Below are 21,771 nucleotides of genomic sequence, written 5' to 3'. Positions count from 1 at the left end.
TGCATTATGTCACTGTAACGCGATACATCTTTCTTGGAGTATCGCCGTAATCAATCACCGCGTAATGTTGCGTGACCCTATTGTCCCAAATAGCCATTGATCCCCTGTCCCATTTGAAACGGACTTGAAACTCAGGGCGTCGTGCAATTTCAAACAGTTGGTTAAGTAAAATATCACTCTCTTGTCGGTCAAGTTCGTTGATATAACGGGTAAACTGCTCATTGATATAAAGTGTTTCTTTACCGGTTTCCGGATGGCTCTGAACAACAGGATGAATTACAAGTGGATTTTTCTGCGCGGTTTTAAGTAGTGATTTGTGCCAATCAAGCTCTATCTGATCTGGCTCAACTCCCTCGAAAGCCACCAGCGAATGAGTCGCAGACAACCCTCTCAGCTTTGCTTTCATGTCTTCATCTAATGACTCGAAAACCGCCGTCATCGAACACCAAATCGTATCCCCACCGGTGCTTGGAATATGTTGAGCATGCAACAAAGAAGCTTTCGATGGCACTTTGCGCCAGGTTAGATCCGTATGCCAATAGCTTTCCATGGGTGCATTACCACGGGTTGTTTCGATGACACTCACCTGAGGTGCGCTTTCGACGCGAGGAAAGAAGGGATGCGCAAGCTCGAGCTGTCCAAATCGCTCTGCAATCATCAAGTGTTGTTCTGGTGAGAGTACTTGATCACCTAGGAAGATGACTTGATGGGTAATCAGCGCCTGATAAACCTCATCGAGGTCATCAGCTCTGCATGTAGAAAGATCTAATTCGTGGATGTGAGCTCCGATGTGAGGAGTAATGGGTTCTATTTTCAACATACTTTCGCTTATTGATGATGTGACATTTCAGAGTCAATTTGGATACTGACTAGTAAACCGGACAAATACGCCATTTCTTTCAACGCTGTACGTTCCAAAAGAAAGTCTCACTTTAATAAGAAAAAGACCATCTAAAAAAAGAGCCCCTACATAGGAGCTCTTTTCGTTTTTTGATACTTCCTGTATCCGTAGACAAGTCCAATCTGTAGTACTTTCACTGAAAGCCAGATCATCGATATCTCCAGTTGTGTATCAACTTAAATGTAACACACAATCTCCAGGCTGTTCTAAAACACAGCCGAGATAATGAGTTTAGTGCCACTCCATCTCACCACTCAGCACTTGTTCGATGCCATCAAGATGGAAGGAATCTAGACATTAACGATACTGATGTGGAATAAGTATTATTAATTTTACTTATGCAGAGCTAAATTCTATCTTGGCTGCATTATCCAACACCATAAACAAACGCGATTACGCAGGGAAAAAGACGATGACCGCCATTACCGATTTAGACATTCTGCTAAAGTCCATGTCACCAGAGCTCATTGAAGGTGATTACGTTTTTTGTACTGTAGACGGAGGATTGGCAGATCATGTTCAACTCGAACCAATCGCGACCTTTCGTGAAAAAGAAGGCTTAACCTTGGTACTCACTGAGGATGCCGCACGCCAAGCTCAACTCGATTTCGACGGTGTATTTAGCCTGATCACTTTATCGGTCCACTCGAGTCTTGAAGCAGTTGGATTAACAGCGGCTTTTGCCACCAAGCTAGGTTCATACGGCATTAGCGCCAACGTAATTGCTGGTTATTACCATGACCATATCTTCGTTCAGAAAGAGAAAGCAGAAGCTGCAATGAGTGCGCTGAAAGAGTTTTCAGAAACTGATTAATAAAGAATTTGATTACTCACAAATATAAAAAAAGCGACGTAATCTACGTCGCTTTGACTTATTGCTTAACAATCACTCACTGATCAGGCATCAGTGAGTGAAACAGTTAAGCAAGCTTAAAAGTCGCCACTTTGTCACTTAAACCAGCGGCTTGGCTCTTAAGTTCGTTCGACTCAGTTAAGCTGTCCTGTGCGCCCACAACTAAGTGGTCGGTAACATCTTTAATGGTCGTAATGTTCTGAGTAATTTCACCCGTCACGTGCGTTTGCTCTTCTGCTGCGGTAGCTATTTGAGTCGCCATATCACTAATCAAAGCCACCGCTGTGTTGATCTCTTCTAGCGCATGTGAAGCTCGGTCGGCATCTTCGACGGAATGTATTGCCAGTTTCGAGCTGCTCTCCATAAGATCAACCGCTTGAGCCGTTGTGCGTTGTAAAACATCAATCGTTGACTTTATCTCTTCTGTTGAAGAGTGAGTTCGTTGAGAAAGCACACGTACTTCATCTGCAACTACAGCAAAACCACGACCTTGTTCACCAGCACGCGCCGCTTCAATCGCAGCATTCAAAGCAAGCAAGTTAGTTTGCTCTGCAATACCTTGAATCGTAGCAAGTACCGTCGAAATCTCTTGAGCATGCTTGTTTAGCTCACTGATCACATTACCTGCTTCATTCACTTCATTGGCAAGGTTATTGATAGAACCTTTGGTATCGACAACCAGGGCGTGACCGCTATTAGTGCTTGTCGCAGAGTCTTGTGCCGCTTTTGCTGTTTGCTCAGCATGCGATGCAATCTCTTGCGTTGCACTCGCCATTTCCGTTACAGCCGTCGCCACCATGGTGATCTCTTGCTGTTGATGATTAAGCTCATCCACCGAACGATTCGCTCGCTGAGTACTTTTCTCTGACTGGCTGTTAAGCTGCTCTGATTGCCCACGAATATGACCAATCAACTGCTGTAAACTTCCTACAAAAGTGTTGAAGTTCTGTGCTAGTTCTCCTACTTCATCTTGGTTCTCAACATGAATACGCTGAGTTAAATCACCACTACCATTAGCGATCTGCGCCAGTGCTTGAGACACATGGTTCAACGGACGGAACAGAATAGTACACAGCAGGTTAAACAATATGGTACATACAATCACAACCAACAGTGTCACCAACACTTGACCGATCACCGCATCAAATAACGGTGCAACCAAAGAGTCATGATTAACAACACTGATAGTAATCAGGCTTGTACCATCAATCGCACGTGCGTACAGAACATAGTCGCTGCCATTTAACTCGATAGCCGTGTCTTTACCGCTAGTCAGTGCCTTCTGTACATCAGAAAAATCTAGCCCTAGCGAGCTAATGTTCTCATTCAGCAACTTTGTATCAGCGTGCGTGTAAACCGTGCCTTTGTTGGTCGCGATAAACATGTAGCCTTCGCCTGGAAGAATCACTTTTTCAAGGCTGTTTAGAATGTCGGTAATTTCTACATCAGCACCTAAAACGACCTGCTGGCCATGCAGTTGCATTGCAGTACCCAACGACACAACGTTCGCCCCAGTTGCCGCGGCAACCGTTGGGTTATCCATGAACACCTTACTTGGGTTCGCAACCGCATTGGTGTACCAACCCCATACGCGTGGATCATCATTGCCCGGTGGCAACACTACGCCATTCGCATTTTTTTGCGAGCCATCTGGGAACGCTAAGAACACATTATCAAACGCCCCTGAATCACGAACCTGCTTCAGGTGAGTCACCAAGCTTTCTTGTGTTGACTCCTTCGAAAGTGAAGTAAGCGCACGTTCTTTGGATAAGATCCAATCCGATACATATTGATTGTAAGAAGCTGATGCACCTTCTAAGCGCTGTTCAACTTCAATATCTAACCGTTGCAATGAAGCACGAAAAGACAATACCTCGACCAAAATCCCCCCCAGGATAATGGCCATGCTGGCAGAGATCGCCAGCTTATTTTTAAGCGAGAGTTTCTTGAACATAGGAAACCTATAATTTGGAAGTAAAAACCGCGGTGACAAATTTGTCACCAATGCGGTTTGCAAGCACCATTTATTTTACGCTTTAAAATAAATTAATAAACCATCTAAGGTTAATATCAGCAATATATGTGAGTAGGGGCACGTATAGCGAGACATTCACCAAGCAAATCATTGATTGTATGAGAAATCATACCGAACAGCCTGTTGAAGGGTAATTAAGTTAAATACGCTCAACATAGTGTTGTTACCTAGACGAAAAATAGAAAAGGACCCAACACATAACGTTCAGCCCTTTATTTCTCGTCATTTAAACCCAACGGCATTCTTATTTCTTTCAGATCAACACTTATATTCGATTACTTAGATCTCACCGAAATTGGGGTTAGTTAATAATCGATTTAATTATTTTACTAACTATTAGTTTTGTCAGTTATTGTATTTTCACTTACCCAATACTAACTCAACAACCAACGACTACTAGTTGTTCGTCACAGAAAGTTTGTAGCCCAAATGTTGAACATTCACATCAGCGTAGCCTAGAGCAACGGCATAGTCTGCTGCGTTTGTTAAAGCAGAAAACATGATTGAAACGGCTAGTGTTATAAACATACTCATTTTCATATTTTGTTCCTTTTTGGCTAAATAGTTTTAACTGGTTAAATGGGGTTAGTTAGTTAATTGAGCGGACTGAATGTTATTACCAACGTGAGCGATATGAACGATGGCAACTTTTGCAAGTCGCCTGCGCTGCTTCTAATCCTGATTCCGCCAGTGATACATCACCTTGTTGGCTACCTTGATAGAGTTCTTGGAACCCTTGATTCATTTGACTTAGTAGTCGTTCGAATTTTTCAGGCTCACTCCACACACTCTCTTTAGCTTTACTTCCCTCTTGACTGCCCACCGGAAATGACGTCAGTAACAACTCGCTATGAGCCGTTAGCTCTAAACTCGTTTCTTCTAATACCTGCCAACTCGTATCGTTGCCATCTAATAAGTCTTTGGCTTGCTCAATCAAGGTTTCAACTTGTGTAAATGCGTATTGGCGCTGTTCAATTTGGTTCGAATGATCTTGTGATGCCCAAGCGTGGGTACTAAGTAAAACGGTTGTAGTGCACAGTAGGCTCAGCAATCTCTTGTGAATCATTCTCTTGTTCATATTGACTCTCCTCGCTTCATATAGCTTTTGTTGTCTGGTTTCGATACAGACATCGATGATTCGTTTCGGTGTTCCGTTTTGCTCTGATGTCTGTGTTTCTTTGATGCCTGTGTTTCCTTGATAAAGTCAATTTACACAGCAATAGTTGCAATTGCAACTATTGCTGTGTAAATTACTGTAAAGCGAACAGAGATTAAATAAACAAAAGAGAGAGTGAAACTATGAAGATTTGGGATCTATCAACTCGCCTATACCATTGGACGCAAGCGGCGCTTTTCATGGGGTTAATGGCATCGGGCATTTCAGGTAATGGACCCCACGTTCAACTTGGGCTAGCACTTATGACATTAATCGTTTGGCGATTGGTCTGGGGTTGGGTGGGTAGCGAAACGAGCCGGTTCAGACAGTTTTTACGATCACCTAAATCAGTAGTTCGTTATTTATTAGGAAAAGAAAAAGAAAAGCCAGGCCATAATCCTGCTGGCGGTTGGATGGTTGTTACACTGTTATCAGCTTTAACTATTCAGTGTGTTTCTGGTTTAGCCTTAGCAGGGCTTCTTGATCACTTACCCTATGCAAATATCTGGTTGAATGACTCCGTATTTTCATTATTAGAAAACATTCACCTCACTATGATAAAAGTACTTCCAACTCTGATTGCGGTACACGTCTTTGCCGTTTTGTTCTATAAATTACGCTCAAAACCATTAACTTGGGCAATGGTCACTGGCTTCCAAAGAAAAATCGAACTTAATGGCAGTGTTGCGTTTGTTTCTCAATGGCGTGCGTTAGGCGTACTAGCTTTAGCGGCGCTGCTCATCATTATGCTGACAGTGTTGGCGTAAATTAATAGGTTTGACGAGTATAAAACCGGATGTACAAAAGGGGTAAGCCGACGACTTCTAAAAATCGTCTCGCGAATAGAGCGCGACTAACCAAAATCTAACGTCAGCAACAATCGCGTCTCGTTAAATGAAGTTACGGGTGAGCAATGCACCAGACCCGCGTTTTCGTTGCCACTCCATCGCTCCCCTTTAAGCAATGCCACATCACCACTCGAAAGTTGCTCGATATCCGACTCATGACTGTACAAGCCTGACTCTGAATCTGGCTTTCCGTTACTCCCTCTTCCTAGCTTCGTACGGTCGACCAAGTCGTTTGGCAGCCATTGAGTGGCAACACCATGATAGGTAGTCACTAAACGGCAAGGGACTTGGTCAACATGGAAGCGTGGACACATCGCTTTATTCAGAACCGCTAAACGGAGCCCTACTTCTTCAAGATCAAACAAACAACAGAACATATCCACCAGCTCTACCATGTTTTCTAGTAGTGCTTTAGATGCGGTTTCGTCGGTAGCAAACTCCAATTTCTCATAGGCGTTGTCTGGAGACAGGCTCATAGATTTACTGAAGTTTGGATTCAAGGCGATAAATTCACTGATTGCCATGGTTAAATCTTCATCAAATGTACGCTGCCAAATCGTAATATTGACATTGCTTTGATAGATGTCTGGCAGCACCGTTGGCAGCTCAGACGCGCTAAAGCATGGATCATGATTCGCATGAACCTTGATACTCGCAGCAGAACCAATGTTAAGTGGCTGATTATTATCGGTTGTCACAGGTTTCGTTGACACGGCATTCATTACGTCATCTCCTTGATACATGCTTGATGTTTTCCTCTTACCGATACGAACGCTATTCTCAGTAAGAGTGATATTTTAGTTATGTTATAACATAACTAAAATATCACAAACAACTTGCCGTACATGTTTCCAATTATATGGATATACCTTTGTAGCCTAGGTAATTTGATGAATGTGGATCACAGCAGATAAACTCGAAAGCTTAGCTATGGCGTTCATATAAATTGACTCACCAAGCAACGGCTTTCACACCATAAGCCCCAAGTTGGTCGAGAACACAGACACGAAAGTGTTGAATTACGCGTTCTATAAGTTCGGAGATGTCGTTGATGTCACATGTCGTTACACAGCATGACGTCTTAAGGCTTTACATCTTGAGCGAGGTAAACAACAATCCCTGAGAATAAATCCATAACATAATGTATTTAGAAATTATGAGCAGCACAGAAAACAAAAAATCGAGTCCTCTTTTCGAAGTCGTATTTAACGTCTTTCTTCCTTCATTCATCTTAATGAAGTTCAGTGGAGAGGAACACCTAGGAACTGGCTTAGCACTACTTGTCGCGCTTGCCTTCCCTATTGCTTACGGTGGTATGGAGTTAGTCCGCAACAAGAAGTTTAACTTCATCGCGGCACTTGGCTTTGTCAGCGTATTATTAACCGGCGGTATCGGCTTCTTCGAACTTGATACTCGTTGGTTAGCATTAAAAGAAGCATTAATACCCGGCCTAATTGGTTTAGCGGTTCTTGGCTCAACCTTCACTCGCTACCCGTTTATCCAAAAAGTTATCTTCACGCCTGCACTGTTAAACATATCTCTAATCGAAGAGCGTTTAAGAGAGTTTGGTAACCAAGCAGAGTTTAATCGTTGCCTAATGAAGTCAAACTACCTATTCGCTAGTACCTTCGCATTTTCTTCTGCGATGAACTACTTTCTAGCGACTTGGATTGTGACTAGCCCAGCAGGTACTGCAGCTTTTAATGAAGAATTGGGTAAGTTGACACTTTACAGCTACCCGGCCATCGCTATACCAAGTATGTTGATGATGTTAGGTATCTTCTACTACATTTGGCGCCAAGTTCGCTCGATGACTTCGCTAAAAACGGAACAGATCTTTATTACTAAATAATTTTCGTTGCGTTAGCTCCGAGTACAAAACCGCTTCAAATACTCGATTGCTTTAAAAAACAGATTGCTTCAAAAAAGCATGAGCCCAGCACACACGCTGGGCTTTTTTGTCTGTTCTACATACAGCAAAATATTAACTTTCAATTGATATCATGAATTAATTTAAACAAAACGATGTTCATTTTCATGACTCACTGTCCATAACTGGCCGAAAACAAGTAATAGTCAATGATTTGCATTGAATGAGGCGTGATATGTTTTTATAATCAACTTCGTTTGTTACTTTACAAAGTTCAATCCTAGCAATGACATAACTTCAGTTCATATTGGTCATATTTAACCAATAGTTTGCAAAAACCAAACGCCAGACGAACTCGACAAGGAATTTAAAACATGAACAAATCTCAATTAGTTGAACACATCGCAACTTCTGCTGACATCTCAAAAGAGCAAGCAGGCACAGCACTCAATGCACTCGTTGAAGGCATCTCGACTACGCTTGCTAATGGCGACGATGTATCTATCCTTGGATTTGGTAGCTTTAAAGTGAATAGCCGCGCTGCTCGCACTGGTCGCAATCCAAGAACTGGAGAAGAGATTCAAATCTCAGCGTCAAAAACACCAGCATTTAAAGCAGGTAAAGCACTAAAAGAGACATGCAACCTGTAAGATAGAAAATACAAGGAAGGTTACCGATGACAACTAAGGAAAAAACAAAAACGAGCCGCAGTAAAAAAGCCGGCAAGTCAACCAAAGCACAAGCTGAAGGGCCTAAGGCTCGTCAACGCATTGAAGAGCTGCTCGAAGAGCGTGAATTAGCCAAACTGTTAGAGCTTTAGTTTGTATTCGAGCTGTAATAAAGATTTACATGATGGTTTGTTGTCATTCAAATGCCACTGCAGATTTGCGGTGGCATTTTAGTTTGAAGAACAAGCCCTAGCGCATCACTCTTCTTCCCCCTTTCAATCCCCTCTTCACTTTTAATCCCCCTCGCTTTCAAAAACGAAACTTTAGCTTACTGGCTTTAAGCTGATATCGCGTTGACGACCAAGCTTGAGAAGCGCATGATTTTATTTCGAGCAGAATAGTTTTTTGGCCGTGTAACCCACCCCATAATTGTTTCTGTGCAACGTACCCTATTGAACGGCAGGTCACATGAATAAAATTGTTATGTTAGTAATGGGGCTGCTTTTTACCAGTCGATTGTTCGCTAGTATTGTGCCGCATGTTAGTCAACTTGAGCATGATGCACCTATTCTACTTCGCTCAGCGTTGATCGTAGGTGTTTCGGCTTATGCCGTCTGGACAGCGTTCAAATACTTCAAAAAGAACAAAGCTTCTAGTTCAGATCAAATCTAGGCGGGGCTGACATGAACTGACTCTTTGCCGACGAACATAACTTCCCACACTGCGTAATTTGGCTTTCGAGGAAATAAAGATTACGTCTGCTTTTCACCCATTGAGCGCAAATTTCGAGTTCCTGACCAATGGCGATTGGATGGTGAAAGCGAGAAGTTAAACTCACCGTCATCGCATTGATATTGTTATGGAACAAGCAATACAACATCGCGCTGTCGTGTAACGCAGTAACAATACCCCCCTGCATAATACCGTCGTAGCCCTCAGCTTTATCTGTTGGTACAATCCTGGCTATAGCTTCATACTTAGCTAAATTTTCACGCTTAACTGGCGTTTCATGCTTAGCTAGCGTTTCGTACTGAGCCAAAGTCTCACCTTCGCCAACAGCTTCAAAACAAATGGGGCTATCTGTGAAAAAACCTTGGCTGCACACTTGGCAACGCCGATGGTTGTGAGGAATGAAAACCTTCATACTTACCCTTATTCCTGTGTACCCTTAGATTCCTAGAGATAGATATGGCTCGACCAAAAAAACATCGTCAATTATGTACCCGTGCGGCTTACTCATGTTTTAAGCCTAATGGCGTTCCTATGGACGAGCTTCATAAAGAAGAATTGCTATTAGAAGAGTTAGAAGCCTTACGCTTGGCTGATCAAGAAGGATTGAGCCAGCTTGAAGCCGCCGAGCAGATGCAGGTGTCTCGCCAAACGTTCGGCAACATCATTAAGCGTGCAAGAGCCAAAGTCGCCAAGTGCATCGTCAACGGCCATGCGTTGGTGATTCAAGGCAGTTAATTCACGTGTTAGCCAGAAGTTATTTAACTCAGCGAGCGAGAACTCTTGATACTTAGCTTGATGGCTCAGTAATCTGATACAACTTTCGGCTTTGCCCTTCACACACATCCTTGCAATTGCATTCGCGCTCAATGTCTAACTGTGCGAGTCCTCCACAACTGCCTTTGATTGGCTTGCGCGAAAAAATCACGCCTATCGCCATCAGTGTAACAACTCCGACAAACCCTAATAGCGTCAACAAAAAGGTCATTTACGGAACCCTCGAATAGCGCCTAGCTGATTAGGCTGTGCCATTAAAATCGAAGCTTGTTTTTTGTGCCCTTTCTCGCCGCACGTTTTATTGCTACACCCACTATTTCGCGACTCGCGACCATAATCGAGGTCGGTTACTTCTTGTAGATTGCTGAAATCCAGAGTGGTAACTTCGGCTTTTCCTTTAGATGTAAAAACGCGAACATCATGATTGAACAAGTGCGACAGCATTTTCTTCCCGATGTGACGAACCACAACAGCTTTCACATCATAAGATTTAACGACGGACATCCATTGCTTCTTCTTATTGCACGGGCTGTCTGACTCAACCAAAGGAATAAGATGCTTTATTTGTTGTTGCTCATCGACAATCGCGATCTGTGGAGAACGGGCAAAATGGTTGCCGACATGAAGGTCACGACAAGGTATTGCGTATAACATAGTAACTTCCTGTTATTGATGATCAGAAGTTCAGCATACGCCCCGTTATTGGCATATGCCAATAACTATCATGTGAAAAATAAGATTTACTGGATCGATAGCTAAGATCAAAAGCTACAAGCTACAAGCAGCCAATAGGGTTGGCGCAGGTTACTCTACCTCCCGAACCTGTTCATGGAGAACCTCCCTTCCCCAAAACAAGAATGCCCCACTAGTGCGGGGCATTCTTTGTGCGTAAGAGTTGAAATTTCAAAGACGAAGTGACGATATAAATCGTTGTTACAACGAAAGAGTAAAAGTACTTCCCACACCCAATTCAGATTCAACGACTAGCGTTCCTTCTAGATTCTCGACCATGGCAAGCGCTAAAGATAATCCAAGACCATACCCCTCGATATTGCTGCGGCTGCTGTCGACTCGGTAAAGTCGGTCAAAAATCAAGTCCTGATATTTCTGTTCAATGCCCACACCGGTGTCCTGGATACTTATCTCGACCTTACCTTCGGTGCTTTGCTCCGCTTTGACCGTCACTCTTCCTTCGGGCTCGGTGTACTTAATCGCGTTATCAACAAGATTAACCAACACCTGAGTCAACTTATCAGGGTCTGACTGAATCGCAAGACCATCAGCGCTCTCAACCACCAGCTCGATTCGTTTGTCCTCTGCAACATCTTCATACCAGCTCATCACATTGCTAATCACGTCAGAGACCTGAGTCGATACTTTCTGCGGTATGCGTTTACCAGTTAGCTCATCATTCAGTTTCATCAAGGCGGTTAACATATTACTGGCCTGCATAGCGTGCTCAGAGCAGTCCGCCAATGCGTCTTTCATCGCTTGTTGGTCGGCGTTATTGAGCAATGCCGTTTGGGAGGCTAACGTAATACGCGACAAAGGAGTTCGAATATCATGAGCGATCGCATCGACGGTCGTATTCAAGGTTGTCGTCACGTGCTGTAACTTGGCAACCGCAGTATGGACACTAGAGCTGATCACGTTGAGCCCTTGCGCTAAATCAGATTCGGCTTCATTTTTAGTGCTAGGAAATTCTAACTGCCCTTTTTTCAGCTTATCGAGCAGGTCGCCAAAGGTCACTAACGGAGACATCGCACTCTGGATGATGTTACGAGTGAATACTGCGGTCACAGCCACGAGAGCAAGCAACGCATATAAGGTCATTAGCCATTGATTGTAGGCGATAAAGTCTCTTGCTCGGTTATCCAAAACCAACCAGAAATCATACTGCTCCCCTTCAATAGGTAACGACATATAGGGACTAAAGATGAAGCTCTCTAGCCATGAACGATTGTCATCAATTTGGTAGTTAGAAAAAGGCTGTGCTGTTGATAAATGTTGAACACCAGCGATAAACACGCCATCAGATGAAGCGCCCTTCTCAAGCTTATACGCCGCAATGTTGTTTTCGAGTAGCCGATGAGGATTCGCCTCTAAAACATGAATCAATCGCTCACTCGAATCGTAAATCAAAATACGCTGATACTCGGTCGACATAGACGTAAGGATCTTCTTTTCCGTTTGGTAAAGGTCGAAAAAGAAGATCGCCCCAACAATCAGTTCCACCAGCAGCAAGCAGAGCAGTAAAGTCGACATAAAGCGAACCAACAAATGTCTCTGCGTTTTAGCAAGCGCCTGTTCAATACTACGACTTGAGGACATAGCCAACACCTCGAAGTGTGTGAATTAACGGCTTAGAAAAACCCTTATCAACTTTGCTGCGAAGCCTACAAACCAAAACATCGACCACGTTGGTTTGCGGATCAAACTGATGCCCCCAAACATGCTCAAGAATCGCCGTTTTCGACATCACAGCCTCTCGGTTTTCGAGCAGTAATTTCATCAACATAAACTCGCGCTGATTAATGGTGATCGTTTGTTGATCTCTTTGCAGCGTGTGTTTAAGTAGGTCTAAGCTAAGCGGGCCGTAATGCAATTCTAATGGCTGAGTTGTCGGTTGCTTACCTCGACGCACCAAGGTTTGGCAACGAGCCAATAACTCAGGAAATGCAAAAGGTTTTACCAAATAATCATCAGCACCTGACTGTAGCCCTTGCACTCGTTCTTCCACTGAGTGTTTGGCACTTAATATGATGACAGGCGTCGCGTAGCCTTGCCCTCTGAGTTCAGCCAACACTTCAAACCCATCTTTCTTTGGCAACATGATATCGAGAATGATCACGTCATACTCTTCGGTTACGGCCTCGTGTAATCCATCAACACCATCTGTTGCGTGTGTCACCGTTATCCCTTCTTGCTGAAAACCATTCACCAAAAATCTCGCGATATGAATGTCATCTTCAATCAACAGTATTTTCATTAACGTCCGTTTATTTATTTGCCGTGGTCTTAATACACTCTATCAATATCCTTTCTCGAATATAACCAACATTGCAACTTTGTAATGTTCAAGAAAGCCAGTCGTAATCATGCATTCGTTAGTATGAACCAGTTGATTAAAAACACCCTTTCTAAACAAACAAAAAATAGAATTCGGAATTTGAAAAACGAATATTTTTTGAAAACAGATTCTTTTTGAAAACAGATGCTTTAACGGAGTAAACATGAAAACGACAAACCTAACAGTACTAGCAGCAACCCTTGGTTTCCTTAGCCTTTCTCACAATGCAATGGCAGCAGAAACACAAACGGTCTCTTTCACTCAAATATCATCAGAAGCGGCCTTCAAGCTTGCCCATGAAGCCGTTAATCAATGTGAAGCCGATGGCTACAAGGTTTCTGCGACTGTTGTCGACTTGTCGGGCAATGTGATTGCTCAACTACGTTCTGACGGCGCAGGCATCCACACTCTTGATAGCTCACGCAAAAAAGCGTTCACAGTGGCAAGCATGAAGCAGCCGTCAGGTAACCTGATGAAACTCATCGCCGACAAACCTATCATGCAACCCTTGCAGAATATGGACGACAACTTGTTGTTCCTGGCGGGTGGTGTTCCGGTACAACTGAACAATGCCATGATAGGCGCGATTGGTGTGGGTGGCGCTCCGGGTGGCCACTTAGATGTCGCTTGTGCTGAAAAAGCGATTAAGAAGTTTTTCTAAGAAAACCCATTAACAGAAAACTAATTGGCTAGCCCTATTTGACTATACGCTAGCCTCTAAATACCTCGCACTTGCGGGGTAATTTGTTATAAGAACAACATTTCATCTGATAGAACAGTAAGCGGTCTAACATCATTCACTTAATATAGAAACGTATAGAACAGCTGTTACTTTGGGTTAAAATTACAACAACGTAAAAAGAAAAGCCGTGAGTATAGGAAGACTGGGGTCGCCAAGTTGGTGTAGTATGAAGTCGGTATCTAAAGCGCAATACAATGAATGGAGCAACAAGGTTACTTAAAATAGCTATGAGAGACATGACAGCTTGTCGCGGGGCGACCACTTAGCTACAGCGTAACAATTTAGCTATCATGCGAGTAAACGCATTCAGTATTATTGATTTACAAAAGAGGATTGAAACCGCTAAGACAAACCAGCGTGAAGCGATATAATGCGCCTCAACAAAGAACTACAAAGTAGCCACACATGCCTAAAGATCCCGGTTTCACCACAGAATACACCCTCGACAAAACGTTTTTCGCAGAGTGTTATGATCAAACTAGCCTTCCGACTCAGTTTCCAAAAGCCTATTTAAAGGCATTTTTGTTTCTTATTTTTGGTTGGGTTCTATTGGAGTTTGAACTGTTACCTAGTGGCTACGTAGGCTGGTTTTTTATCGTTTTGAGTGTGATTGAAGCGTTCAGTGTATATTGCAAGAGAACCTGGTGGTTATGGCGACAAAAAATCAGCTCAGGTGCTGGCAGCAAAGTGGTCTTTTCAGGGGATACTGATGGTGTGAGTTATAAAAACCGTAAAGCCACCAATACTATCGCTTGGCGTGACATCGACCAACTTGAACAAACCGATTTAGGTTTTATCCTCCATATTGGAAAACAGCGCCAATACGTCAGTAAATCTTGTCTAAACGATGAAGCCGTTGCGTTCATGGTTGAGCAACACGAAGCTTCCAAAGCAAATTAGCATCAATAAATGCCTGCCAATTTGGCAGGCATTTTTCTATCATCTTTAATAATTCGTATGGCACAACTAAAAAAGCAGCTGAGAAAAGCTATGACTCTCATAGACACAGTGAAAACTTTTTAGCCATTGTTGATCAATCTTCTCAAGCATTCCCATTAATCCCACCCATTCCAATAAACCCATCCTGTTGGATTATAAAGTCAATTTAACGACTTAATTTCGAACATAATTCCTTCCATTTTGTAGAACATAAATTAAAACGTTTTTTGTATTGGAAAGTACGGCCAATACATTTATGTCTAATGTTTTTCATTGTTTTCATCATCGATACAAATTTGGGGCTTTATAGATTCTCTAGATTTAGGTCTTTGACATCTCCCATCCAAAAAACTCTATCTTTATGATCTAACAAATCATTTCCACTGATGGGGTGAAAAAGTATCGTTAAACCTTTTCGGTTGAACGTCAACCAAGTGACTACGTCACTTAATAAATGTGGTTTAAAGTAAAGCTGACAGCTCCAACAGGGATGAGGGCCAATCAATTTTCGATGCAGTTGGCCTTGTCTGAGATCTGTAATTTCTAATGCTATATCGTTAATTACCCTTTGAGCCGTTTGCTCGGTAAGTTCGTTAAAATAAATATGTGCATGCCAACCTTTTAACCTCGGAGAAGATATTGCTTCTTGGTGATTACCATACGCAATTGGTAATTGGGGAGTAAAACTGGGCATAAAATACCTCTATAAACTGGAATTCTTTATTCACGATTAACTCGAAAATATCGTTCATTCCGGTGAGTCAATCTTTGGTTCTGTTTTATCGAGAAAGAGTATGTTACAACCTATATTATTAATACACTGCATAAGTTGAATGTTACCTATGAATACTTTCGATTACTCTACATTGGATGGACGACTACTTCGCATGTTTATTAGCGTTTACGAACACCAATCAGTAACAAAGGCAGCGGATAGTATGGGGGTTACTCAATCAACAGTTAGCCATGGGCTTAACCAACTGCGCAAAATAGTAAAAGATGAATTGTTTGTCACTTCAGGAAGAGGCATCGCGCCTACGCCAAAGGCGGGAGAACTTATTGAAAAGGCCAGAGAAATCGTAATAGCGATGCAAGCTTTCGCAAGCTCACAACAATACAACCCACTAATAGATGATAAAGTTTTTTCCATCGCAGCTAACGACTATGAAATAGAAACCGTTATAAAACCTATGTTTCATGATTTTCAGAAAGCAGCGCCGATGAGCTCGTTGCACATAGCTCCAGCCAGAACTCAACTTCAGTGGGCTTCATTACTTAGGTCTGGCGATGTAGATTTTGTTTTGTCACCTGAACTAACGAGTAACGAGTCGGATTTAATTCAAACTAAGTTGTTTTCTGACCAAGAGGTCTGTTTTTACAATCCTCAAAAGCAAACACCGCCAACAACGATAGAGCAATATTGCTCCAAACCTCACGCCATCATGTCTTTTGAGCATTCTCACCAAACCGAGATAGACACAATACTTAAAAAACGAGGCGTGAAGAGAAAAATCGTGGCTAGTGCGCCTAGTTTTGGGGCGATAGCGTCTTTAATTAAAGATACAAATATCATAGTGACTATGCCTTCTCGCTTGTCAGAAACGTTATTTAGAGACTTTAAGCAGGTCCCCTTACCTTTTGAGCTTCCTCACTTCAATATTGTTAAAGTCTGGCACAATAGAAATAAGCAGTCAGAGCGTCATTCTTGGCTTAAAAATCGATTACAGTGAGTATTATTTGGGATTGATACTCTTAGTTTTTTGGCTGTATGTTAAAAAAGACCGACCATGGTATGAGGTTTCTGTTTTTTGAAACCAAGTAAACGCCTGTGTATTGAACCCATCTATTCATCTATTCATCTATTCATCTATTCAGAGTAATTATATTGCTCTGATTTGCCCTTTAAAATAAGTAGTTATCAGATCCCAGCCAGTATCCCGTGACCATCATTAGATCTCGATTTAAGTAATAGACTTTACCTACCACCTCGCAACTACCTCAACTACAACTACAACTACAACTACAACTACAACCAATCGAATTTGTTCATGAGAAGTATGAATAATGCCCTATTTTTTTAATTAATTAGACTGGCTAGCATACAGGTGCTCAAACAAAACAAACCTAAAAAGGAAGAATCATGTCTATTAAATCTGTTGCAATCGGAATGGCTGTTTGTCTATTTACTGCCCCAAGCTTTGCTAACCTAAGCACCATTGATGCTCAAACTAATCAATCCATTAAACTAGCGGAAGGCTTCTATGAAGATGTACTGGTTTATAGGAATTTGAACAACTTCGGAAAGTACGTTGGTGACACTTACATCCAACACGCTACAGCTTATGGCGATGGACCAGCAGAACTGATTAAAGCGGTAGCTGGCGAGTTAACTGCTGATCCTGGCGTGAAAGTAGATATCTACCGTACCATTGCAGAAGGTCCTTATGTCGCAATACACTCTGTTTGGACAACTTCAGACGGTGCGGAATATGTTTATGTTGATATCTGGAGAGAAGAAAATGGCATGCTGGTAGAGCATTGGGATCACTACCAACAAGTTCCGGAAAAATCTGAAAACAAAAACACCATGTACCAAGGGCCAGACGCGAATATCTATGATGCAACTCAAGACATCGAGCGTAATCGAGGCAGAGCCATTGCTGTGTTGAAAAGCTTTGAAAACCCAGCGGATACAAGTGCGTTAAAAAAGTATATTTCTAGCGAAACCTATATTCAACACAACCCAGAGGTTCCAAATGGTAGAAAAGCATTGGTTGGTTACCTTGATTACTTAAACAGTAACGGGACTAAGCTAAAAACGGAGATAGCAAAAACAATCGCGATGGGTGACATGGTTCTTGTTCATTCTAAGCAAATTGACCTCGGTAAAAAAGGCGATTTAGGTGTTGGTTACATTGATATCTTCCGCTTTAATAACGAAGGGAAAATTATAGAGCATTGGGATATTGCAGAAACTCAAACTGGAGAGTCAGCCAACGAGAACGATGTGTTTGGTTACCCTAGCCAACGTTAATTGCAGCTTCATTGAGTGGAAAAAGTGCTCAACATCAGTGTTGTCCAAAAAACTACTTTTTCCGCTCATATTTGCCTTATGTTATAAGAAATAAATTACCCATATTCTACGAGTTAAAGGCTATTAGGTGATTCATCGACGCATTTTTCTAAGATTTGTTCTAGATTGGTTTATGTTATTACCCGAAACCCAAAAGGCCTCGCACACGCGAGGCCTTACGTTTTTCATTTAACGTTTACAGCTACCCTACTTCACTGCCTTCTCTTGTTAACTTTCCTTACTGACCTAAGTTACTGAGTAAGCTGACTGAACTTCGGCAAGCTCTTCACAAACCTCTGGTGTACATCCATATAGGTTTGCATATAGATTTCATCGATACTCTCACCACTCGGGAAACTCGATGAGAAGTCTGCGTGTTTGCGGTCAATCGACAATTTAGCGGCCTCGATAATGTGAGCGATGAACATTCGCGGATCTTCCAAGCCGATAGAGATACGCATTGTGGTTGGCTTGATGCCTGCTTCATTTAACGCTTCATCGCTGAGCTCTGAGTGCGTGGTCAGTGCTGGGCACAAGGCCACGGTGTTGGTTTGCCCTAAGCTCACTTGCATGCCGATTGCTGGCTCAAGCATGTCGAAGAACTGTTTAAACCCATCTCGATTGATTGGTGCACGGTCGCCGTTACCTTCCATATCGATTGTGAAAAGCGCCGCTGGTAAACCCAAGTACATGTTGTTCTGGCAGTGTTCATAGTTATCGCTGTCTGGCAAAGCTGGACACGACACATTGATGTCTGGGTGAGCATCAAAGATCTTCGCGAGAGTCAGTGTATTAATCGTTTTTTGCACCACTCGCATCTCATACGTTTTCATGCCATTAAGCACTTCAAACGCTTTGTCTGCGTCTAGGAATGCGCCCTTAATGTAGTACACATTCCAAAACAGCGTTTCGTTCCATGGAATGGTGGCCGCATCGCCGTTAGGTTTGGTGAAAGTGACCTCCTCTCCTTTTGGAATAAACATGGTCTCGTTACGGCCAATCACGACCCCAGCAGTTGTGGTGCCAGAACCCGCCAGTTCTTTGGTGTAAGAGTGAATAACATAATCGGGTCTTTCCATCACATCATCACGTTTCAGTACTGGGTGTAATAAAGGCGTGCCCACTGTCGAGTCAACAATCACGTCCCAACCACGAGAGTGACCTGCTTTACTGATACTAGCAACATCTAACACGTATCCATGCGGGTTACACGGTGACTCTAGGTAGACGTAGATTTTCTTACCCGCAGCGATTCGATCCGCGTATTTATCGGCAACCTCATCAAGTCGCGTCGCAAACTCATCCCCGGAGTAACCATCCACCCACTCTACCGCGACATTCAGGTTCGAAGGCTTGCCAAACCAATCTTCCAACAGTTGGTAAGAACCGCCGTAGATATTGCGTGAAGCTAAGACAATGTCTTCATACCCAAGTAGATGGCTCAACAACCCATCAATAGCGGCCATCCCCGAGTTAAAGTTCCATGCGAGGTACTCATTAGCTCTAGAGCCCGCCTCAATATCAACCATGTGGTTAGCCAGTGAAATCGATGTTGGGTTAAGCAGTCGAGAGTAAATATCGTGCAGCGGCTCCTTACCATTAAACGCATCTTCAATCCATTCTGTACACGCAAACAAATAGGTCGCGGTACGTGTAATCACAGGGCTCGCAGAGAAAATAGCAGCGACATTATCGAAGATAGGATACGCACCTTTGGATGCAAAATTACCATTATTGGTGGCAATAGACTGGTAAGTGGCGCGCATTGGGTTTTGCAGATTGTCGAGGATCTTAGCGATCTGGAATGACAAAAAACGTTTGGCGTTAAACCAAGCGATTCGGTCGCTCTTATCGAGCTCTGAAAGGCCATCAACCGTCAATGCCCAAAGATCGTGTGTCTTGGTATTGGCTTTGTACAGTGTCGTCGCCAGTTCGATAAGCGTGACGCCGTAATCACTGTTTGGGTCGATACCAAAATGCTTGGCTTGCTCAATGGCAAGGGCTTCTGCTTGTTCGTGTTTGGTAGTTTTACGCAGCGGGCTAAGTTGAGTTGAAGTATTCATAGTTCCTAAGTCATTCCATACTGGTTGTTCCTCCTTTAATTTTAGTTTTGTGCAGATGCTAAAAATTGCTATTTACGAAGTAAGACATACACTTTGAGCAATAATATTGCCAAACTAAATTCAATATTGATGGAATATGCCAATGGATGAGATCGATAAGAAAATACTGGCTGAACTGCAAAGCAACGCTCGGCTGACTAATCAAGAGTTGGCCGACCGAGTAGCACTGTCGCCCTCTCCTTGCTTACGCCGAGTTCGAGCATTAGAGAAACAAGGGATTATTCGCGGCTATCACGCCAGTGTTGACCAAGAAGCGTGTGGCCTGCCAGTCAATGTGTTTGTGTTGGTGAAACTTGAAAAGCCGACAGAAGAGAACATGCGAGACTTTGAACAGCACATCGAAGTGATTGATGAAGTGTTAGAGTGCTTTCTAATGACGGGCAATCACGACTACCTATTGCATGTAGTCAGCGAGTCGCTCAAAAGCTACGAGCAGTTCATCCGTAAACAACTAACTCGCCTGCCCAATATTGCTTCTATTGAATCCAGCTTCGCCTTCGGTCAGGTAAAAACTAAGACCAAGCTGCCAGTCAGGTAATGAGTGTCACGATAACTTGGGTTTAAAGACCTCTAGATCATTATCGGCACATATAGAGCTCTGTCCATTGCTACTGAGTCAGTGCCACCTAGTTTCCGCGCCTAAGCCATAGAGTTAATCGCTTGGGTCAACGTTTATTAACCAGTCTTGGTTGCTTCCAGTATATTGAGATGCCCTAGGTCTCATTGTCGTGAATTCGGTTTTCGATATCCCGAAATTTCCTTTATTTTCAAAGCTGTTTTGTTATATTCATGTGAAACATTACTAATATAAGAAATGGCTTAAATGATAAAACAAAGTTGTACTTTTTTAACGTCACTGTCGCTGCTGCTATCCGCTAGCACTTTTGCATACGATCTTGAGATAGAAGCTTTTGAAGGCGAAGAACTCGCACTTTTAAAGAACGCAGAAACGTCTAGCGATAACGAATTGCTAATGCAGGCTGCTAACCTTTTAATTGAAGATTCAATGTATGAAGAGAACTTACAACGCGGATATGAGTACATGAATCAAGTAGCGGAATCTGGTGAGGTAAAAGCGATGATTACCTTGGCAGATAATTATTACTACGAAGAGCAATACGAAAAAGCACTGGCTTGGTACCACAAAGCTGAAACCAGCAAAGACCCTTATGTGCTCTACTCATTAGGCGTAATGTATTTTGATGGTGAAGGTACACCTGTCGACCTAAAGAAAGGCAACGATTATTACCTAGCTTCTGCAAAAGCGGGGTATTCTGACGCTATGTATCAACTCGCATTTTCATACGATGAAGGTCAAGGCGTCACTCAAGACTTCTCCAAATCTGCGTATTGGTTTGAGCAATCGGCTAACTTAGGCGATGCAAGTGCTATGTACAATTTGGGTATTTCTTACCTAAATGGACAAGGCGTTGAAAAGAGTTGCTCTAAAGCGATGCAATTATTTAGCAAAGCTATTGAAGAAGATGAACATACACTTTCTTATGTGAAGATGGGTGATATTTACTCTTCTACGCGATACAAAAAACCGTGTGGTTTCAAAACTACAGACGCAAAAAAAGCATTAGAGTATTACACTCACGCCGCAATGCAGGGCAACGATTATGGTCAATATTCCGTTGGTTACGCCTACCGTAATGGTCACGGTACATGGAGCGATTTTGTTAAAGCGCTAGCATGGTTTGAAGTCGCACAGGAATACGGTAACTCGGATGCAGAGAAAGAGATCATAGACGTGAAACAGTACATGTCGAAAGAAAACATTGCCGCAGCTGCGCAGCTTAAAGACTCTTTAATCGAAGATATCTGGTAAGGATAGTAACGACTCTAATTGTCATGGACTAGAACACTTCTATCCAATTACCCGTTAGAGATCGGTTTATTGTAACAGCCTCAAAACTAAGGCCTCACACACACGAGGCCTTAGTTTTATCTACAGAGCAGCTTATTCGCAATCAATTAATCAATT

General features: G+C 42.7%; 25 protein-coding genes. 13 read left to right on the top strand and 12 right to left on the bottom strand.

From position 1 onward, the window contains the following. Window positions 1–4: 4 nt before the first annotated feature. The gene (locus ACED25_RS04390) at window positions 5–820 is read right to left on the bottom strand and encodes a TauD/TfdA dioxygenase family protein (RefSeq protein WP_371694715.1); all 816 of its coding nucleotides are present in this window, start codon (window positions 818–820) and stop codon (window positions 5–7) included. A 493-nt stretch (window positions 821–1,313) separates the two neighbouring features. On the opposite strand from ACED25_RS04390, the gene ACED25_RS04385 reads away from it, so the two are divergent. After that, window positions 1,314–1,715, top strand: a complete 402-nt coding sequence (locus ACED25_RS04385) for an ACT domain-containing protein (RefSeq protein ID WP_371694714.1) — start codon at window positions 1,314–1,316, stop codon at window positions 1,713–1,715. Between the two features lie 106 nt (window positions 1,716–1,821). Here the strand turns inward: ACED25_RS04385 and ACED25_RS04380 are convergent, their stop codons facing one another. From ACED25_RS04380 to ACED25_RS04370, 3 genes are all read right to left on the bottom strand, one after another. Beyond that, on the bottom strand, window positions 1,822–3,708 hold the full coding sequence (locus tag ACED25_RS04380) for a methyl-accepting chemotaxis protein (RefSeq protein ID WP_122046683.1): 1,887 nt from the start codon (window positions 3,706–3,708) through the stop codon (window positions 1,822–1,824). Between the two features lie 477 nt (window positions 3,709–4,185). Next, the gene (locus tag ACED25_RS04375; protein WP_009846961.1) at window positions 4,186–4,329 is read right to left on the bottom strand and encodes a hypothetical protein; all 144 of its coding nucleotides are present in this window, start codon (window positions 4,327–4,329) and stop codon (window positions 4,186–4,188) included. 76 nt (window positions 4,330–4,405) lie between these two features. Further along, on the bottom strand, window positions 4,406–4,867 hold the full coding sequence (locus ACED25_RS04370) for a cytochrome c (protein WP_371694713.1): 462 nt from the start codon (window positions 4,865–4,867) through the stop codon (window positions 4,406–4,408). Window positions 4,868–5,088: 221 nt separating this feature from the next. Between ACED25_RS04370 and ACED25_RS04365 the strand changes: the two genes are divergently transcribed. Continuing rightward, window positions 5,089–5,712 carry a cytochrome b/b6 domain-containing protein gene (locus ACED25_RS04365; RefSeq protein ID WP_371694712.1) on the top strand — a complete coding sequence of 208 codons (624 nt, stop codon included), beginning with the start codon at window positions 5,089–5,091 and terminating at the stop codon, window positions 5,710–5,712. Window positions 5,713–5,798: 86 nt separating this feature from the next. Here the strand turns inward: ACED25_RS04365 and ACED25_RS04360 are convergent, their stop codons facing one another. Next, window positions 5,799–6,515 (bottom strand): DUF1826 domain-containing protein, encoded by a 717-nt coding sequence (locus ACED25_RS04360; RefSeq protein WP_371694742.1) that lies wholly within the window; start codon window positions 6,513–6,515, stop codon window positions 5,799–5,801. A gap of 434 nt (window positions 6,516–6,949) precedes the next feature. Between ACED25_RS04360 and ACED25_RS04355 the strand changes: the two genes are divergently transcribed. The 4 genes from ACED25_RS04355 (at window position 6,950) to ACED25_RS04340 (ending at window position 9,003) form a co-directional block, all read left to right on the top strand. Then, window positions 6,950–7,645 (top strand): VC0807 family protein, encoded by a 696-nt coding sequence (locus ACED25_RS04355; protein WP_017096977.1) that lies wholly within the window; start codon window positions 6,950–6,952, stop codon window positions 7,643–7,645. Window positions 7,646–8,037: 392 nt separating this feature from the next. Beyond that, a complete protein-coding gene (locus tag ACED25_RS04350; protein ID WP_009846966.1) occupies window positions 8,038–8,313 on the top strand; it encodes an HU family DNA-binding protein in 276 nt (91 codons plus the stop codon). Between the two features lie 26 nt (window positions 8,314–8,339). Further along, window positions 8,340–8,483 (top strand): hypothetical protein, encoded by a 144-nt coding sequence (locus tag ACED25_RS04345; protein ID WP_009846967.1) that lies wholly within the window; start codon window positions 8,340–8,342, stop codon window positions 8,481–8,483. A 316-nt stretch (window positions 8,484–8,799) separates the two neighbouring features. Further along, entirely contained in the window at window positions 8,800–9,003 is a 204-nt protein-coding gene (locus ACED25_RS04340) for a hypothetical protein (protein ID WP_012604160.1), read from the top strand. On the opposite strand, the gene ACED25_RS04335 is transcribed toward ACED25_RS04340, so the two are convergent. After that, a complete protein-coding gene (locus ACED25_RS04335; protein WP_371694711.1) occupies window positions 8,984–9,475 on the bottom strand; it encodes a PaaI family thioesterase in 492 nt (163 codons plus the stop codon). The genes ACED25_RS04340 and ACED25_RS04335 overlap by 20 nt on opposite strands. A 44-nt stretch (window positions 9,476–9,519) precedes the next feature. Between ACED25_RS04335 and ACED25_RS04330 the strand changes: the two genes are divergently transcribed. Next, complete coding sequence (locus ACED25_RS04330) at window positions 9,520–9,798, top strand: DUF134 domain-containing protein (RefSeq protein ID WP_009846970.1); 279 nt, start codon at window positions 9,520–9,522, stop codon at window positions 9,796–9,798. Between the two features lie 52 nt (window positions 9,799–9,850). Here the strand turns inward: ACED25_RS04330 and nqrM are convergent, their stop codons facing one another. The 4 genes from nqrM to ACED25_RS04310 all read right to left on the bottom strand — a co-directional run bounded on the left by nqrM (window position 9,851) and on the right by ACED25_RS04310 (window position 12,826). Beyond that, window positions 9,851–10,048, bottom strand: a complete 198-nt coding sequence (nqrM, locus tag ACED25_RS04325) for a (Na+)-NQR maturation NqrM (protein ID WP_009846971.1) — start codon at window positions 10,046–10,048, stop codon at window positions 9,851–9,853. Further along, complete coding sequence (locus tag ACED25_RS04320) at window positions 10,045–10,491, bottom strand: NifB/NifX family molybdenum-iron cluster-binding protein (protein ID WP_017088152.1); 447 nt, start codon at window positions 10,489–10,491, stop codon at window positions 10,045–10,047. Before ACED25_RS04320 ends, nqrM begins: the two co-directional genes overlap by 4 nt. Window positions 10,492–10,770: 279 nt before the next feature. Further along, complete coding sequence (locus ACED25_RS04315; protein ID WP_371694710.1) at window positions 10,771–12,168, bottom strand: sensor histidine kinase; 1,398 nt, start codon at window positions 12,166–12,168, stop codon at window positions 10,771–10,773. Further along, entirely contained in the window at window positions 12,152–12,826 is a 675-nt protein-coding gene (locus tag ACED25_RS04310) for a response regulator transcription factor (RefSeq protein WP_009846974.1), read from the bottom strand. Before ACED25_RS04310 ends, ACED25_RS04315 begins: the two co-directional genes overlap by 17 nt. 244 nt (window positions 12,827–13,070) lie before the next feature. Here ACED25_RS04310 and ACED25_RS04305 point away from each other — a divergent pair, with 244 nt between their 5' ends. Together ACED25_RS04305 and ACED25_RS04300 are read left to right on the top strand one after the other, a co-directional pair. Next, window positions 13,071–13,568 (top strand): heme-binding protein, encoded by a 498-nt coding sequence (locus tag ACED25_RS04305; RefSeq protein WP_102258562.1) that lies wholly within the window; start codon window positions 13,071–13,073, stop codon window positions 13,566–13,568. A gap of 486 nt (window positions 13,569–14,054) precedes the next feature. Beyond that, window positions 14,055–14,549 (top strand): YcxB family protein, encoded by a 495-nt coding sequence (locus ACED25_RS04300; RefSeq protein WP_371694709.1) that lies wholly within the window; start codon window positions 14,055–14,057, stop codon window positions 14,547–14,549. A 343-nt stretch (window positions 14,550–14,892) separates the two neighbouring features. Here ACED25_RS04300 and ACED25_RS04295 read toward each other — a convergent pair whose 3' ends face one another. Further along, on the bottom strand, window positions 14,893–15,282 hold the full coding sequence (locus ACED25_RS04295) for a DOPA 4,5-dioxygenase family protein (RefSeq protein WP_371694708.1): 390 nt from the start codon (window positions 15,280–15,282) through the stop codon (window positions 14,893–14,895). Between the two features lie 193 nt (window positions 15,283–15,475). Here ACED25_RS04295 and ACED25_RS04290 point away from each other — a divergent pair, with 193 nt between their 5' ends. Together ACED25_RS04290 and ACED25_RS04285 are read left to right on the top strand one after the other, a co-directional pair. Further along, window positions 15,476–16,318 carry a LysR family transcriptional regulator gene (locus ACED25_RS04290; protein ID WP_017085524.1) on the top strand — a complete coding sequence of 281 codons (843 nt, stop codon included), beginning with the start codon at window positions 15,476–15,478 and terminating at the stop codon, window positions 16,316–16,318. Window positions 16,319–16,728: 410 nt separating this feature from the next. Next, window positions 16,729–17,622: a nuclear transport factor 2 family protein gene (locus ACED25_RS04285; protein ID WP_371694707.1), complete on the top strand. Its 894-nt coding sequence runs from the start codon at window positions 16,729–16,731 to the stop codon at window positions 17,620–17,622. 290 nt (window positions 17,623–17,912) lie between these two features. Here ACED25_RS04285 and ACED25_RS04280 read toward each other — a convergent pair whose 3' ends face one another. Beyond that, window positions 17,913–19,724: a PLP-dependent transferase gene (locus ACED25_RS04280; protein ID WP_371694706.1), complete on the bottom strand. Its 1,812-nt coding sequence runs from the start codon at window positions 19,722–19,724 to the stop codon at window positions 17,913–17,915. 142 nt (window positions 19,725–19,866) lie between these two features. On the opposite strand from ACED25_RS04280, the gene ACED25_RS04275 reads away from it, so the two are divergent. Both ACED25_RS04275 and ACED25_RS04270 read left to right on the top strand, forming a co-directional pair. Then, complete coding sequence (locus tag ACED25_RS04275) at window positions 19,867–20,322, top strand: Lrp/AsnC family transcriptional regulator (RefSeq protein ID WP_012604166.1); 456 nt, start codon at window positions 19,867–19,869, stop codon at window positions 20,320–20,322. A 285-nt stretch (window positions 20,323–20,607) separates the two neighbouring features. After that, window positions 20,608–21,615, top strand: a complete 1,008-nt coding sequence (locus ACED25_RS04270; protein WP_009846981.1) for a tetratricopeptide repeat protein — start codon at window positions 20,608–20,610, stop codon at window positions 21,613–21,615. The last annotated feature ends 156 nt before the right edge of the window (window positions 21,616–21,771 follow it).

It is taken from the genome of Vibrio sp. 1F263, assembly GCF_041439035.1.
GTDB classification, from domain to species: domain Bacteria; phylum Pseudomonadota; class Gammaproteobacteria; order Enterobacterales; family Vibrionaceae; genus Vibrio; species Vibrio tasmaniensis_A.
Note: the sequence above shows the minus strand (reverse complement) of the source record. Positions and strands in the feature narration are given on the sequence as shown.